Raw genomic sequence first — 15,916 nt, 5'->3', positions numbered from 1 at the left:
TTAAATAAACTTTAACAGCAATATTGTTTTGATATGCACCTGAAATTTTTCATCGAGCCTGCCCACAAAATGTGCGTTCATCGCAATATACACCTATAAACGTAATATAGCCGGGTAAAAGTTTCACCCTGGCCATGTAACATTATTAATGTTCGAGGTTTGCTTCATTTAAAGGATACTGGAACAGCAGGCGGATATTGCTATAGGCAGCAGAATTAATTTGCCATGAGCTATTTTTATACGCCCGTTCGCTGATAGCATGTGCTTTCATTACCTCAACGGCCTTGCCGGTGCGCAAAAGGTCAAACCAACGGTGGTTTTCAAACGCAAGCTCAACCTGGCGCTCGTGTGCTATGGCAGCACGGAACTCCTCCTGGCTGGTAACGTTCAAGTCGGGATTGGCATTACCCATTGATTTAGGTTCAAGCCCCGCGCGCTGCCTAACCAGGTTCAGATATTTGAAAGCATCGCCACCTGCTGCAAAGCCTTGTTCGTTTAAACACTCGGCAAGCATCAGGTAAACATCTGCATAACGATAAACCGGGAAGTTGTTGCCGGTAATGCCTTGTACCGATCCGATGCTCTGATACTTCTTTATGAAAGGCAGATCGATGCCGTACTCATCTGATGTAAAGTTTATCAGTGAAGCATCTTTCCTTTTATCGCCTTCTTCATAGGCATTGACAAGGTCCTGAGTAGGGATATTCCAGCCGTTTTGAGCATTGTTACCGATGTAAAAGCCGGTAACATCATTATCATAGTAATCCCATGGGATGAAAGTATCTATAAAATCAGCCCCCAGGCCGTTAGGGCCTTCAATATACTGAATTTGAAAAATTGACTCGGGGCCGTTTTCCTTAGCAATATCAAAATTATCCGCATAATTAGCGTTAAGGTTATAGGCCCCTGACGATATAACACTGCGTAACAGTGGTATGGCTAAATCAAATTTCTTTTGGGTCATATAAACTTCGGCCAGCATGGTTTCGACAGTACCTTTGGTTACCCTGCCTTTATTAGCGGTGGTTTGGTATTTTACAGGTAGTTTAGCTATCGCGGCCTGGGCGTCCGCGATGATCTGGGTATAAACAGCAGCTTCCGGTGACTTAGTGGACAGGTCATAAGCATCACCTACCGATTTTGGCTCGACAAGCACCAGCGGTACATCACCAAACATACGTACCAGGTTAAAATAATTGAACGCCCGTAAAAATAAAGCTTGCCCTCCTATGGTATCGGTAGTGGCGGCATCAAGCTTGGCAGCCGGCAAGCGATTGATGATAACATTGCAGCGGCCGATACCGGTGAAACAGGAGCTGAAGTACGCCTGCACAATATCATTATTATTCAATTCGCGAAACTCATCCAACTCCTCCTTATTGTTGCCTGAACGATCGTAAGGATCATATTCATATGAAGTATTATCAGACCGCATTTCGCCCATTGCCCAAAATGACCCGTTATATAAACCCTGAAGAGGGGCATAGGCACCATTAATAGCCTGAACAAACTGGGCCTTTGTTTTAAAAAAGTTGGCACTGTTTTGAGTATCTGTGGGTTGCAGGTTAAGATAATCCTTTTTACAGCCGTAAAAACCAATAGCTGCGAGGCTAAGAAAAAGGTATATGTTTTTTTTCATGTCTTCTGATTCTTAATGTTGCTCAATTGTGTTTTCAAAAATCGCTGTATCCACTAAAATGTCACGTTACAACCTAATGTGTAAATTGCCGAAACAGGATAGCCTGTAAAATTCACATTGGGTGATAACGAACGGTTACCCTGTTGCCCCTCAATGCCGACCTCGGGGCTGCCTCCTTTATAACCTGTAATCAGGATGGCATTTTGAGCGCTGAAGTATACCCTGAAGTTTTTGCTGAATTTTGTTTTGAAATTGTAACCGAGATCAATATTCTTCACCATTAAATACGAGTTGCTCTCTACCCAATATGAGGGATAAAAATCGCGGGCAAGGCCAGTGTTTGAAGTAGTAGTAGGCAATATGCCGGCCCCCGGCTGCTCCGGTGATCTCCAGCGGTTTATAACACTTTGCTCAACATTAAAAATACCATCCAAATTGGTTGTAAACTGTTTGTACATATCAAACACATGCCCCCTACCGAGCCGGCCGAGATAATGTTCAGGTCAAATTGTTTGTAACTGAAGTGGTTGTTAAAACCAAATGTAAATTTAGGCCAGGGGTTGCCAATAGGTACCTGGTCTTTACCATCAATAACACCGTCATTATTAACATCCTTATACCTGATATTGCCAACATTTTCACCTTCAAAATGCGGGTATTTGTCAAGTTCGGCCTGGCTTTGGAATATACCTTCAAAAATATATCCGTAAAACTGCCCAAGCGGCAACCCTACCAGTGTAATACTGGTTGGGTTGTCATTCCGGGGCGCGTCATAGATTTGAGGTGTAGGGCCAAGGCTTATAACCTTATTACGATTTAACGATATATTAAAATCTGTACTCCAGTTAAAAGCTTTGCTAACTATGTTTTTGGTGGTTACCGTAAACTCAAAGCCGCGGTTACGCACGTTGCCAACATTTGATAACGCGTATCCGTAGCCCGAGGCTATCGGCACGGGTATATATTGCAGTAACCGTTCGGTAAAGCGGTTATAATACTCGGCAATTAAGTAAACCCGGCCTTTAAATAACGAAAGGTCCATGCCTACATCAAACTGTTTGGTTGTTTCCCAGCCAACTTCAGCATTACCGAGATCCGTAATTGACTTTCCGGGAGCCAGTGCTCCGCCAAAAGTATAATTGGTTTCGTCTACAGCGGCTACATAGTCGTAGTTACCCACGCTGTTATTACCCGCGTGACCGTAGCTGGCTGTGAATTTCAGCTGATCGATCACATTTGTTTTTGGGAAGAATGATTCGTCAGAGATCCGCCAGCCGCCCGATACTGAAGGGAAAGTTCCCCACCGGTGCCCCGGTGCAAACCTTGACGATCCGTCGCGGCGTATGGAGGCGCTTAATAAATACTTATCCTTATATGCATAGTTCACCCTGCCAATCAGCGATAATAGCCTCCATTCCTCGTCACCGGCATTAGCTGTGATAATGGTAGCGGCCCTTACCGAACGGACTACATCGTCGGGAAAACCGGTGCCATAGGTTAAACGATAGTGGCTGGTTTCCTGCTGTATTGAATAGTCGCCCAAAACAGTTAATGTATGACTGCCCCACGTTTTTTTGTAGGTTACGGAGTTTTCGCTAAGCCAGTTGAAGGAATTAGACGAATTAAATGATCCTATAGCTTTAACCTGGTTTCCGTCCTTATTGGGAATGCGGAAGCTTCCTAAAAACGACGGGCGAAAGTAATCGCCATTGCTATTCTGATAATCAATACCAAAAGTAGATTTTACATCTAAGCCTTTAATTATTTCCCAGTTAACGTATGTATTAGCCAACGTACGGAATTGTGAATACTTATTAGTGGTATTAACCAGCTCACTTACCGGATTGGCGTTAAGTGCTGTGCCTGCGATATTCCCGTTTCCCTCCGAACCTACCACATTGGTATATGAACCGTCGGGCTGTTTCACCGGCGTAAGCGGGCTTTCAAGATAGGCCTGGCTTAATACAGCCTGGTCAAAATGCCCGTCTGTTTGTTGTAATTTACGCTGGCTGTAAGTTGGAGCGATGCTAAGACCGGCCGTAACATTTTTAAACAGATCGGCATCCATATTGACTTTTACCGAATATCTCCTGAATCCGGTGTTAAGCACCGTACCTTGCTGATCAAAATATCCCAATGAAAACAAAGAGCGTACTTTATCGGTACCATTTGAAACAGTAACATCATAATTTTGCATAGGCGCATTACGGGTAACTGCATCATACCAATCAGTACCTTTGCCAAGTGCTTTTGGATTCCTGAACGCCTCAGGCACCTGATTCATGCTGAATGGCACTCCGTTCACTTTATCCAGATCCTGCAAAGCTTCAATACGCCACTGCGCGTATTGTTCGGCGGTCATCATTTTTAATTTGCTTTTGGGCAATATGGTTTGAACACCTGTTGAAGTATTTACCGTTACTGACGACTCGCCTTTTTTCGCCCTCCTGGTAGTGACCAAAATAACACCGTTTGACCCTCGCGAACCGTAAATAGCTGTAGAAGCAGCGTCTTTCAATACACTGATATTTTCTATATCGTCGGGATTGATGGTACTTAAAGGATTTTGATATTGATCAAACCCCGGAGAAATGGGGAATCCATCAATTACATATAAAGGATCATCACCGGCACCTACTGAACCGGCGCCGCGTATATTTACAGAAACACCACCACCCGGAGTACCGGTTACCTGGTTTACGGTTACGCCCGCAAGCTGGCCGGCCAGTTTCAAATCAAGACTCGCTGTTTTGATCTCTTTGATATTGCCCATTTTTACCGAACCAACAGCACCCGTTACATCCTTACGCTCCTGGTTGCCGTAACCTACAACAACTACCTCCTTTAATTCCTTGTTATCTTCACTTAAAACAACGTTGATAGTTGTTCTTTTATTAACCGGTTCTTCTTTGGTTTGAAAACCGATAAATGTAAATACCAAAACTGCATTATCTTCGGCATTTAGGGAATACTTACCGTCCACCCCGGTTATGGCACCAACATTGGTGCCTTTTACTTTAACATTAACACCCGGTAACGGCTGATTTTTATCATCTACCACAATACCGCTTATGGTTATGGGTACCTGGGCAGTGCTTACATCGGGCGTTTTCTTTTTATTTACAATAATATTTTTATCATCAATAACATACGTTAAAGGCTCATCCTTAAAGCATTGCTGCAGCGCTTCCTGTAATGAAGCATTAGTTAGTGAAAGATTAACCGGTTTGGTTTTTGAAATATCTTTATACCTGTAAAAGAAATAATAGCCGCTTTGTTTTTCAATTGCTTTAAAAGCTTTATCAAGTGCTATCCCCTCGCATTCAGGGTTATGGATTGTGAAAAACTTTTAGCACTTAGCTGGAGGCAGCCGAGAGTTAGTAATAAGACGGTTAATCTCATCGTCAAAAACAGTTTTGAATGTGTACCAAAGGCACTAAATACTTTACCAGTAAAGTTTAAATGCATAACTTCGTGATGTTTGGGTTAAAAAAATCTGTTATTGAAAACTCAGGAAAGCTTGATCCAATTCATTATGCCGGAAGCGTTGCAGCGCTTCCGGCTTTTCTTTGATTTAGATAAGGGGAGCTTAGGTTGGAATATTTTGAGATTATATCGTCAGTGTTTCTTCATAGTTTGGGTTTAGCAGTTAAAAATCAGCTGCCGGTATTTAAGGCGTAACAATTATTTTTTTGTTCTCAATCCTAAAACGCACGTGGCTTAATTCAAGGATGTGCAATACCTGCGATAGTTTTACATCCCTGCTGATCTTACCTACAAACTCATCATCAGGTATTTTACCTTCGTATATTACTTCGGTACCATACCACCTCGAAAGCTGCTTCATAATATCTTGTATGTTTGCCCGCTCAAAGTCAAAGAAGCCATTTTTCCAGGCCACCGCCTCGTCGGTATCAACATCAATAATTTTAATGTTTTTATCATTTATAATGCCCTGCTGACCGGGCTTTAGTAAATTACTTATATTACCCTGTGTTAATTTCACTGATCCTTCAAGAAGGGTGGTTTTAACAGCGGCCTCATCATTATAGGCCATAATATTAAAATGCGTACCAAGTACGGCTACTTTAATGTCTTTAACCCTTACATTAAAAGGCTTCGCTTTATTTTTGGCCACTTCAAAATATCCTTCACCGGTGAGTTCAACATCCCGTTCATTGCCAGTGAATGCCGTAGGGAATTTTAAAGATGAGGCCGAATTAAGCCAAACCTTTGAACCATCAGGAAGCACTACCCGGTACTGACCGCCCCTGGGGGTGCTAATGATGTTATAGGCAACCGGTCCATTTTGCTGTTGGTCCTTATCTGCGGTGTAAACCACCTGCCCATCCTGCGTTTTATTAATGCTGATGTTACCCGATTGATTCAGCAAGCCGATCTTAGCCGAGTCCAGTATCAGTTTGAAGCCGTTGGCAAGGGTTAAAACAGCCCTGTTATCGCCAGGCTCAACGTCATGTTTTTCAATTGCTTTGCTTTGAGCCACCAGTTTTTGCTGTTCATGTTTAATACACCAATGATAAACAGCAGTACCCGATAGCAGCAATATGATAGCTGCGGCGGCCACATTTCTGAAAAAGTGCAGCTTTATAACCCGGGGCTGCGCGTTAAATGCCGGCTCGGCTATCGCCTGCCTGATATTAGTTAACATGCGGTCTTCCAGTTCCTGCTTTACACCAAGCACTATTTCGTCCCATTCGTCGGTATCACCCTGAAAGCTTTCAAAAAAATTCAACAACTGTTCCTTGTCCGCAGCAGTTGCCTGCCCGGCCAGGTATTTATCTATCAGTTGTAAAAATTCTTCCTTTTGCACAAATGTGGTTTTGATAAGGAGAGTAAAAAAACGGGGGTATCCCCTACGTCGAAATGAAAAAAATTAAAATATTTTATGAATAAGCTTTAACAAACGAATGTTAGCCGAAAAATCAATTATTCCCCCAAAAAAATCCAGCAAAAAGCTGTTTAAAAACAATCAGAATATCTAATCACTCAATAGAATTTTCATTGCCGTTGGTTTTAACCAACGGAATATTAAATAGCGATAAAGAGGGCTTTAGCCTAAACCCACCTGCATAATTGGGCTAAAGCCAGACTTTTAGAATTATTTCACCGTTGGTTAAAACCAACGGCAATAAATATCTTACATTTTTAAATAGATAAGATTTCATTTGATGCTATTTATCTAAAAAAACATCAACGCTTCCAGGATAAAAGCGGAGCCTAACGAGCCGCGCAACTGGCGAAGCGCTTTGGTTAAATGATTTTCGACGGTTTTAGTGGATATATTTAGCTGCAGGGCTATTTCCTTATGACTAAGGCATTCTTCGCGGCTCAGTTTGTAAACTTCCCGGCATTTTTCGGGCAGGGTATCAATCACCTGGTTTATTTGCAGTAGCAGTTCTTTGTGCTCAATGGTGTTGTGGGTAGCTGGGGTGTGCAGGCGCTCAATCAGATCGTCAAAAATCTCGCTTCTTACGGGCGTACCTGTGCGGATTTGCCTGTAAACCCCGTAACGTACCGATGCATACAGATAGGCTTTAAGCGATATATTGATCTCCACTTCGGCCCGGCAATCCCAAAGCTTAATAAACAGTTCCTGGATAATATCCTCGCATGCCTGCCTGTCTTTTAAGATATTATAAGCCGCTTTAAAAAGTGAAGCCCAATATCTCCTGTAAATCATGGTAAGCGCCGCTTCATCATCAGCCTTTAACCGGCTAATGAGCTGCATATCGCTCATCACAATTTTGTCGGGCATAGTTTACTAATTAAGTTCGTCCGGGAAACAAAGGCTAAAATTACTTAAATATTAATTTAATATATTTAAAAAGTAAAAATAAGCTTATACGCTAATTATGAATCACTTAACCATCATTTCAAACTATCGGTTATTAATATAAAATAACCCAAAGGTTATCAAAAGCATAGGCATAACTTATTTATTATACAGGTTGGTCAATGCTATCCGGCAAAAAAGAGAGCCGCCCCTCCGGGCAGCTCTCCACTCTTAAACACTCAACTTTGAAAACAATCAATTCTTCAGTATTTCGTTTGCCAACACAATTTCTTCATGGGAAATAGTATGCTGGCGGCCTTTATATATTTTGAGGGTTACATCTGCATTTAATTCTTTTAATATTTCAACACTGTCATTAACCCTGCTAACCGGTACATGCGGGTCGGGGTCGCCAGTGGTGACCAGTACCGGGGTATTGTTAAAATCGCCTTTATAGTTTCCCTTAACCAATTCCTCTCCTATCAATCCGCCGGTGAAAGCGATAATCCCGCCGTACCTGCCGGCATTTCGGCCGGTATATTCAAGCGTTAAACATGCGCCCTGCGAAAAACCAAGGAAATAGATATTTTCCTTTGCTATTCCTTTTTGCCTGAGGTCCTCAACCAGTTCGTCAATCACTTCAAGGGCCGAATCAAGTGCCGGTTGATTATTTTGCACCGGGGCCATAAAACTGTAGGGATACCAGCTATGTTGATTGGCCTGTGGCGCATAGATAGCGTAACCATCTAATTCGAGATGATCTTTAAGCGAGATAATGCTGCTTGCCGATGCGCCGCGGCCATGCAGCATAATGATGGCTTTTTGGCCTGTTCGGCGGGAACTCCCGCCGAAACAACCTGTTTTGTGTGCCTGTACATCTGTTTGATTAAACTAATGATGGTAATGTTTTTTCCAACTCGCCGCGCAGGTTTTCATACTGTGCAGGTAATTTTAAACCTGTGCCCAATAATTCGGCTGGTTCATCAACCGCGAAGCCTGGGTTGTCGGTTGCTATCTCAAACAAAACACCACCTGGTTCGCGGAAGTATAATGAGTAGAAATAATTTCTGTCTATTTTGTCGGTGATATGCAAGCCAAGGTTGGCTATCTTTTCACGGTATTCCATCAATACTTTTTCGTTTGGTACACGGAATGCTACGTGGTGAACAGAACCACCTGCTACATGACCGGCAACTTCTCCCGGAACTTCCACCAAATCAACTATAGCTGCATTGTCGACAGCATCGGTAATAAACCTGTAGCGGTTAACATGTTGTTCCAGTAAGCGATAGCCTAATACACCGGTTAATATTTTGGCTGTAGCCTCAATTTTATTTGATGTAATGGTAATGCTGTGAAAACCTTTGGTTGCATTGGCAGCGGTTACTTCGGCAGTTTCCCATGGTGTGCGGTTATCGGCTTTTTTAGGAACGATAAGCTCAAATTTCAAACCATCAGGATCAAGGAAAGTAAGATACTGCTCACCAAATTTTTCGGCCGGTTTGTTGTAGATCACATTGTTGTCTTCAAACCTTTTCAACCAGAAATCTAAACTACCTTCAGGTACCGAATAACCAATTTCAGTTACCTGCCTTGCGCCCCGGCGACCTGCTGTGATACCTTCCCATGGGAAGAAAGTAAGGATGGAGCCGGGAGTACCATTGCCATCGCCATAATATAAGTGATAGGTACCGGGATCATCAAAGTTTACAGTTTTTTTAACTAACCTTAAGCCCAATACACGGGTATAAAAATCATAGTTTTTTTGGCATTGCCTGCAATTGCAGTGATGTGATGAATGCCGTTTATAGTGTTTTCCATTGTTTTCCTTGTTTTAAATATTTTAATATTTGCTGTGTTATTATGACTCAAAATTACGGTCAAAATCACCGGCGGCACTTGATGTAGGATAAGAAAAACGGGGGAGTGTTTTTTTATTATTAAACGATTTCATTATCCGCCTTTCGGCAAAAAAAGTATATTCGGTTTTACATTTACATTGATGATCAACCTGTTTACATTCCGCAAATTTCTCAGTTGTATTCCGTTATGCGTGCTTTTTGCAGCGGTAACCAACGCTCAGGTAAAGGAAGAAGGCATAATCCCTAAGCCCGTTATAATGGTAAAGACAAATGCAAACCAGGTTTTTACTTTTAATCAATCAACAGCAATAGGTACCACACCTAACATCGGCCGGGATAACCTTACATTTTTCAATACCTATTTTAAATCTGTTTCAGGTTTCGGCCTCCGAACAAATCATAGGTCGAATGCTCCTGTTCAGTTAAATATAGATGATAAATATGTTACCCAACCAGAGGGATATAAGCTATCGGTTACAGCTAAACGTATAAAAATTACCGGTCATGATGAAGCAGGTGTGTTTTATGGATTGCAATCACTTATCCAGTTACTAAAAGTATCCAATGGAAAAGTAACTGCGCGAAGCTGCGTCATTATGGATTATCCCCGTTTTGCATACCGCGGGATGCATTTAGACGTAAGCCGTCATTTTTTCAAGCCCGAAGCTATCAAAAAATGGATAGACTTGTTGGCATTATACAAAATCAACACCTTCCACTGGCACTTAACTGATGACCAGGGCTGGCGCATCGAAATAAAAAATATCCTTTACTGCAAAGCATTTCGGCTTACCGCGATGAAACCATCATTGGCCACAAAAAGGATAGTCCGCACAGGTTTGATGGTAAACGCTATGGCGGTTATTATACCCAGGATGAGGTTAAGGAAATTGTAAAGTATGCCACTCAAAGGCATATCACGGTAATCCCGGAAATTGAAATGCCGGGCCATGCAATGGCGGCGCTGGCTGCTTACCCGCAATTGGGTTGTACCGGCGGCCCGTATAAAACCGCTACCTATTGGGGTATTTTTGATGATGTGTATTGCGCCGGCAATGACAGAAACGTTTACCTTTTTACAAAATGTGATGGATGAGGTACTGCCGTTGTTCCCTTCAAAATATATTCACATCGGCGGTGATGAGTGCCCTAAAACCAAATGGAAGGTCTGCCCCAAATGCCAGCAGCGCATTAAGGACGAACACCTGAAAGATGAGAAGGAACTGCAAAGTTATTTCATCGGCCGCATGGAAAAATACCTGAACAGTAAAGGCCGGCAGATCATAGGCTGGGACGAGATCCTGGAAGGTGGGCTTACCCCTGGTGCAACCGTAATGAGCTGGACTGGCGAAGAGGGCGGCATAGCCGCTGCCAAACAGCATCACGATGCCATCATGACGCCCGAAAAATATGTATACCTGGATTACTACCAGTCCCTTTACCCGGCCGAGCCACTAGCCGGCGGCGGTTACACGCCATTAAGCAAGGTCTATAATTACGAACCAATAACTAATGAATTAAGCGGCGAGGAAGCAAAATATATCAAAGGCGTACAAGCCAATGCTTGGAGCGAATACATGGCCAGCCCCGCACAGGCCGAGCGGCAATTGTTCCCGCGAATGCTGGCTTTGGCCGAAGTTGCCTGGAGTTCGAAGAAAAATAAAAGCTATCCTGACTTTTTGAAACGACTGAGGTACCAGCAGCCTTTACTTAAAAAGCTAAACATAAACGCGGCTGATGTATTTGATGAGATCACCGATTCTGTAATCGAAACAGCTAATCATCAGGTAGCGTTAAATATCCAAACAACTTTACCCGGCGCTAAAATATTTTATACAACAGATGGTACTGAGCCGGGCTTAAACAGCCAAGGTTACACAGGTGCAATTACAATAGCATCATCAAGCATTATTAAAGCAGCTGTTTTTAATAATGGCAGGCAGCAGGGCCGAACCTATGAAAAATCATTTAGCATTCATAAAGCCATTGGCAAAACGGTAACGCTTAAAAACCAGCCGCAGGGAGGGTTTAATCCGGGCAATACCTTTGGTTTAGTGAACGGCATCTTCGGCAGCAAGCTTTATAATGACGGGCAATGGTATGGCTTTAGCGGAGATGACCTTGAAGCAGTAGTTGACCTTGGAAACGTGCAAAACGTATCAAAGCTTGGCATTAACATATTAAAATACCATTGGCAAAAAATGTGGGAGCCAACGCTGCTTACCTTTGAGGTATCAACAGATGGAAGCAATTATACCGAAGTTTACCGCCAGACTGATTTCCCGGATAACGGCATCAACGCTGTAAGGGCAAACATCAAAACACAGCAGGCAAGATATATCAGGGTAAAAGCAACCAACAAAGGGATGATTCCGCCGGGTGAGTATATTGCCGGGGCAAAGGCATGGTTAATGGTGGATGAGATAATTGTGAATTAATGAACTATGGTCGTCTGAACTCGAATTTATTGAATTAAGGGAATTTATTGAATTTGCTGAGCATTCTGTCCATTCTTTTAATTCAATAAATTCGGGTTCAGACAGAATTGTTAATCAGCGCAATCAACGAAATCACCCAAATCAGCGGTTATTTTTTTATATTTTTATACCAAACACTAATGCCTGCGTTATGTTGAGTAAAAAGTTTTTAATATTTGTCACGAATACTCATTCCCCAAGTATAACTCAATGAGCAAAGTATTTACTATTACCGAAGGTTTGGAAAACATGGGGGCTTTACGAACGGGCGGTCAGGGCTCTGTTTATAAAGGTCGCCGCTATGGGCCTATTATCACAGCGGTAAAGCTCCTGCCCACTCCTATTCACACCGAAAGCACCGACGATAAAAATTTTCGCAATTTCCAAAACGAGGTCGAAAAACTAAAAAAGGTAAACGAAGAGCCTAACCCAAATGTGGTTAAGATCCTTAATTCGGGCATTACCGAAAGTGGTTCGTTCCCGTTTATCGAAATGGAATATATTGATGGCCCCGATCTGGAGGACCTGCTGAAACCACCCCATGAGGCTATCTTCAGCATTAAAGAGATCATCAAACTGGCCGATCAGCTGGCAAACGCGTTATCGCACTGTCACAAAGTTTCGGTAAAGCACGGCGACATCAAAAGCAATAATGTAAAGTTCAACGTACATACCGGAAACTACGTGCTGCTTGACTTTGGTCTTTCGGCCATGTCTGATGATCAGCGCCGTACCAGTATCCGTCATGCGGGCGCCATTGAATTTATGGCACCCGAGCAAAATGAAGGCCTGATGTATTTCCAAACAGATGTGTACAGCTACGGCATCATCCTGTATGAATTGATTGGCGGGCAGGTGCCTTTCCCGCTAAAAGATAATGGCGAAACAGCACGCAACGCCGTGATGCTGGCCCACATGGAGTCGGAGATGCCTGATGTAATGGAGCTGCGCCGCAAAAACCTGCCCGAAAGCTGGTCTGACGAGAAAAAGAAATGCAGATGCAGGTTCCGGCCTGGTTATTACAGATTGTGGCTAAATGCCTGCAAAAAGACATCAATAACCGGTATGCCAACGGCATTGAATTGCAGGAAGCTTTGATGCAGGGTAGCATAGGAGCCATTAGTAAAACTAATCCTGATGAATCGTGGAACACCGAAGTTTTATTAAAGGAAAATGAACGCCTGCAAGGCCTCGTTTTATATTACCAGGAAAACGAGAACAAGCAACCGGCACAGGTAATCAGCGATGCACCTGCTGATAACAAAGTCGTACGCATGTCAAAGCCAATTTTTGTTTTGTTCATGATATTGCTTTGCGGTTTCACAGTGTTTTCGGCAGTGGTGATGGATAAGTTTGGCGGGCGTATTTATAATGGGGTGGTTAGCAGGCTGTTTAAGCCTTCAAAAAAAGCAACCGACTCGGCCGCAAGTAATAAAATTATCCTACCCCAAAAAAAGACTCCGTACAGCAGCTTAAGACCAGTGATTACAAAGATGAGAGCAATATTCCACCTGAAGTTGATTCAACCGCCGATTCGATATTGCGTAACATACAACGGGCAAAACAACAAAAGGAAGATACGCAGTTTTATCGCGATAGTGTGAAAAAAGCGGATACCTCTAACTTAAACTTTTAATGATTTAGCATATACAGAATGGAACCTAAATCAACATTTTGGAAACGGATAGGCCTTCAGGACTGGTTTTTACCAAACGGCAAACCAGTAAACGAAGAGGCTGTAAAAATAAAAGCGCTAACGCCCGATGACGTGTATTTATACATCATCGAAAAATTCAAGGAATCGATCAAGCAGCTTTCTTTTGCCGACAGGATAGTTTTTTACCATGAATTTATCATCAGCTTTAACGAGGAAGATTACCAGGATTTTGTAAATAACCGCTCTGGCTTGTTCGGCATTATCGTTAATGAATCGGTAAAGAAGTTTTATGAATTGCTGCGCGAACACCAGGAAGTAGGCAAAAAGGTGGAGCCTTCAAGCTCAAAATGGGTATTCAGGCTGGTATCGCACCCGGACTATAAACGCGGCGATAAGGGTTTTATAGGTAAACTGCTGCCCGGCACAAGCGCTAAAAAAGAGGAGAACCTGCGGGTTACCTTCATTCCACGCCAAACGGGTGTTGCCCAAACGCTGGATATTAGCAACGAGGTTTTAAAGGGCTTTACTTATTACAGCGAAGGTTATTATGAATTGCCTTATGCCAATGATCTGCATTATAACGAAAAGGACGTAGCAAAACCCGGTACAAAAGTACTGGCCCGGCTGGAAACCATTATGCCAGATAAACAGTTTGTTGGCCGCAAGGTGGAGTACCTGATCAAGGATGATGATATTGTTGTATCGGGCAGTGATGAGGAAAGGGACGAGCAGGCCGTGTTTAAGGTACCGTCTGAATGGGTGAACACCCCGCACCTGCGCATCAGGCTAAATAAAGCCGATGGTAAGTTTTACATGGCTTCTTTTGGCGAGCGCACCCTGATCAATGAGCTGGAAGTGGCCGGGAGCGACGTGAACTCGCCGCAATGGGTTGAGCTGCCGTTCAACTCCAGGATCCTGCTCAATGGCATAGTAGGTATTAACATATTCAAACCCGAACCATAATGTCACAGGTATTATCAATAGGGCTGCTGGCAATATGTGTGCTGTTATTGGTAGCTCATTTTATCGACATAAAAAAATCCAGTTAAAACCATGGCAAATAATTTTTTCGGGATAACAGATACCGGTAGGCAAAGGCAAAACAACGAAGACGTTTTTATTGCCGAAAAATCTGGTGATGGCAATTTTATCATTGCCTGTGTGGTTGATGGGGTTGGCGGTTATGCCGGGGGCGAAATAGCTGCCGAAATTGCCCGCGCCACCATCCTGGAGCAATTGCAATATATAGCCGGCGATATTGTACCGCTATTGGTAAATACGTTTACTATTGCCAACCAGCGGATCTACGACGAAAAAGTACAGAACAAAGATCTTGAAAACATGGCCTGTGTGCTTACCTTGGCCGTGGTTGATGTGATCAACAATAAATTTTATTACGCCCACGTTGGGGACACCCGCCTGTACCTGCTGCGCGATTATTCGCTGATCAAGATCTCGAAAGATCACTCTTTTGTGGGCTTCCTGGAAGATTCGGGCCGGCTGACCGAGGAAGCGGCCATGGACCATCCCAAGCGCAATGAAATTAATAAAGCCCTTGGCTTTGCCGGGCAGATAGGCCAGGATCCCGACTTTGTAGAGACTGGTAACTCGCCCTTTTTGCCGGGCGATATCCTGCTCATTTGCAGCGACGGCTTAACCGACCTGGTTGATAAAAGCAAGATCACCAATATCCTTACCAGCAGCGATAACCTGCCCGAAAAAGGTAAAAAACTGATTGATGCAGCCAATAACCGTGGGGGTAAAGATAATGTCACCGTGGTGCTGGTACATAACGATAAGGAGCGCAAGCAACACAGCGCCACGAAACCGGTGGTGGCTGCTGTAAAAGCTGCCGAACAGCCGGAAGCAATTGCGCCCGCCCCGGTAAAAAGGCCGGAAGAGCCTGATCCTGTGGTGAAAACCAAAGGCAATGGCGGCACAGTGGCTGTACTTACCCTGCTTTGCTTTATTTTTTGGGTGGGTTTATCTGGCAGTTTAAAAAGAATGCCGATCAGGCTGCTATTCCTAAAAAAACAGATACGTTGGTTGCCCAGCATATTAAAAATTCGGTGGAGCTCAAGCTTCAGGATACTATTAACAAATTAAAAGGCCATACGCTGTTACTTTCGGCAGCTGATTTTCAGCAGCCTATTGTGCTGAGCGATACGCTGCATATCAATAAGGATAGCCTGTATATTAAAACAAAGGGTGCCGTCGTATTTAAAAAAGATTCTACCTATTCGGGCCCGGCTATCGCGCTGGCTGCTAATTGTAAATATGTAGTATTGGATAGCGTTGCTTTTGACGGCTTCCGCACGGCCATTATTACACACAACGATGCCCTGGTGCTAAAAAATGTGCAGTTTAATAACTGCTTAACGCCGGTCCAGGCATTGTACATGTTCCCTAATAAAAAATACATCTCGGGCAGGTTGTTTGGCAGCATGTTCAAAACTGATTCTGTTCCAACTAAAGCTACCCACTAAT

The 15,916-nt window shown here is 43.3% G+C and carries 13 protein-coding genes and 1 pseudogene; 7 read left to right on the top strand and 7 right to left on the bottom strand.

Going from position 1 to position 15,916, the window contains the following annotated elements; genetic code table 11:
• Nucleotides 1-145: 145 nt before the first annotated feature.
• The 7 genes from ACRQ5D_RS15960 to ACRQ5D_RS15930 all read right to left on the bottom strand — a co-directional run bounded on the left by ACRQ5D_RS15960 (nucleotide 146) and on the right by ACRQ5D_RS15930 (nucleotide 9,171).
• Nucleotides 146-1,639, bottom strand: a complete 1,494-nt coding sequence (locus ACRQ5D_RS15960) for a RagB/SusD family nutrient uptake outer membrane protein (RefSeq protein ID WP_091172437.1) — start codon at nucleotides 1,637-1,639, stop codon at nucleotides 146-148.
• A 53-nt stretch (nucleotides 1,640-1,692) separates the two neighbouring features.
• Nucleotides 1,693-2,097: a hypothetical protein gene (locus ACRQ5D_RS15955; RefSeq protein ID WP_432329501.1), complete on the bottom strand. Its 405-nt coding sequence runs from the start codon at nucleotides 2,095-2,097 to the stop codon at nucleotides 1,693-1,695.
• Nucleotides 2,037-4,703 carry a SusC/RagA family TonB-linked outer membrane protein gene (locus ACRQ5D_RS15950; protein WP_432329788.1) on the bottom strand — a complete coding sequence of 889 codons (2,667 nt, stop codon included), beginning with the start codon at nucleotides 4,701-4,703 and terminating at the stop codon, nucleotides 2,037-2,039. Before ACRQ5D_RS15950 ends, ACRQ5D_RS15955 begins: the two co-directional genes overlap by 61 nt.
• A 606-nt stretch (nucleotides 4,704-5,309) precedes the next feature.
• Nucleotides 5,310-6,470, bottom strand: a complete 1,161-nt coding sequence (locus ACRQ5D_RS15945; RefSeq protein ID WP_091172444.1) for a FecR family protein — start codon at nucleotides 6,468-6,470, stop codon at nucleotides 5,310-5,312.
• Nucleotides 6,471-6,839: 369 nt separating this feature from the next.
• Nucleotides 6,840-7,415, bottom strand: coding sequence for an RNA polymerase sigma-70 factor (locus ACRQ5D_RS15940; protein WP_431199968.1), 576 nt, complete (start codon nucleotides 7,413-7,415; stop codon nucleotides 6,840-6,842).
• Between the two features lie 273 nt (nucleotides 7,416-7,688).
• Entirely contained in the window at nucleotides 7,689-8,243 is a 555-nt protein-coding gene (locus tag ACRQ5D_RS15935; RefSeq protein ID WP_431199967.1) for an alpha/beta hydrolase, read from the bottom strand.
• Between the two features lie 76 nt (nucleotides 8,244-8,319).
• Complete coding sequence (locus ACRQ5D_RS15930) at nucleotides 8,320-9,171, bottom strand: ring-cleaving dioxygenase (RefSeq protein WP_432329498.1); 852 nt, start codon at nucleotides 9,169-9,171, stop codon at nucleotides 8,320-8,322.
• A gap of 264 nt (nucleotides 9,172-9,435) precedes the next feature.
• Between ACRQ5D_RS15930 and ACRQ5D_RS15925 the strand changes: the two are divergent.
• From ACRQ5D_RS15925 to ACRQ5D_RS15895, 7 genes and pseudogenes are all read left to right on the top strand, one after another.
• Nucleotides 9,436-10,391, top strand: a pseudogene (locus ACRQ5D_RS15925) (beta-N-acetylhexosaminidase).
• Complete coding sequence (locus tag ACRQ5D_RS15920) at nucleotides 10,330-11,733, top strand: glycoside hydrolase family 20 protein (RefSeq protein WP_431199966.1); 1,404 nt, start codon at nucleotides 10,330-10,332, stop codon at nucleotides 11,731-11,733. Before ACRQ5D_RS15925 ends, ACRQ5D_RS15920 begins: the two are co-directional and overlap by 62 nt.
• Nucleotides 11,734-11,982: 249 nt before the next feature.
• The gene (locus tag ACRQ5D_RS15915) at nucleotides 11,983-12,870 is read left to right on the top strand and encodes a serine/threonine-protein kinase (protein WP_431199965.1); all 888 of its coding nucleotides are present in this window, start codon (nucleotides 11,983-11,985) and stop codon (nucleotides 12,868-12,870) included.
• Nucleotides 12,801-13,376, top strand: coding sequence for a hypothetical protein (locus ACRQ5D_RS15910; RefSeq protein ID WP_431199964.1), 576 nt, complete (start codon nucleotides 12,801-12,803; stop codon nucleotides 13,374-13,376). Before ACRQ5D_RS15915 ends, ACRQ5D_RS15910 begins: the two co-directional genes overlap by 70 nt.
• 50 nt (nucleotides 13,377-13,426) lie before the next feature.
• Nucleotides 13,427-14,392 (top strand): hypothetical protein, encoded by a 966-nt coding sequence (locus ACRQ5D_RS15905; protein WP_091172464.1) that lies wholly within the window; start codon nucleotides 13,427-13,429, stop codon nucleotides 14,390-14,392.
• Nucleotides 14,393-14,482: 90 nt separating this feature from the next.
• The gene (locus tag ACRQ5D_RS15900) at nucleotides 14,483-15,535 is read left to right on the top strand and encodes a protein phosphatase 2C domain-containing protein (protein ID WP_431199963.1); all 1,053 of its coding nucleotides are present in this window, start codon (nucleotides 14,483-14,485) and stop codon (nucleotides 15,533-15,535) included.
• Complete coding sequence (locus ACRQ5D_RS15895) at nucleotides 15,499-15,915, top strand: hypothetical protein (RefSeq protein WP_431199962.1); 417 nt, start codon at nucleotides 15,499-15,501, stop codon at nucleotides 15,913-15,915. Before ACRQ5D_RS15900 ends, ACRQ5D_RS15895 begins: the two co-directional genes overlap by 37 nt.
• Nucleotide 15,916 lies beyond the last annotated feature (1 nt).

Origin of the sequence: Mucilaginibacter sp. P25, from assembly GCF_050859465.1 — a bacterium.
In the GTDB taxonomy this organism is placed as follows: Bacteria; Bacteroidota; Bacteroidia; order Sphingobacteriales; family Sphingobacteriaceae; genus Mucilaginibacter; species Mucilaginibacter gossypii.
Note: the sequence above shows the minus strand (reverse complement) of the source record. Positions and strands in the feature narration are given on the sequence as shown.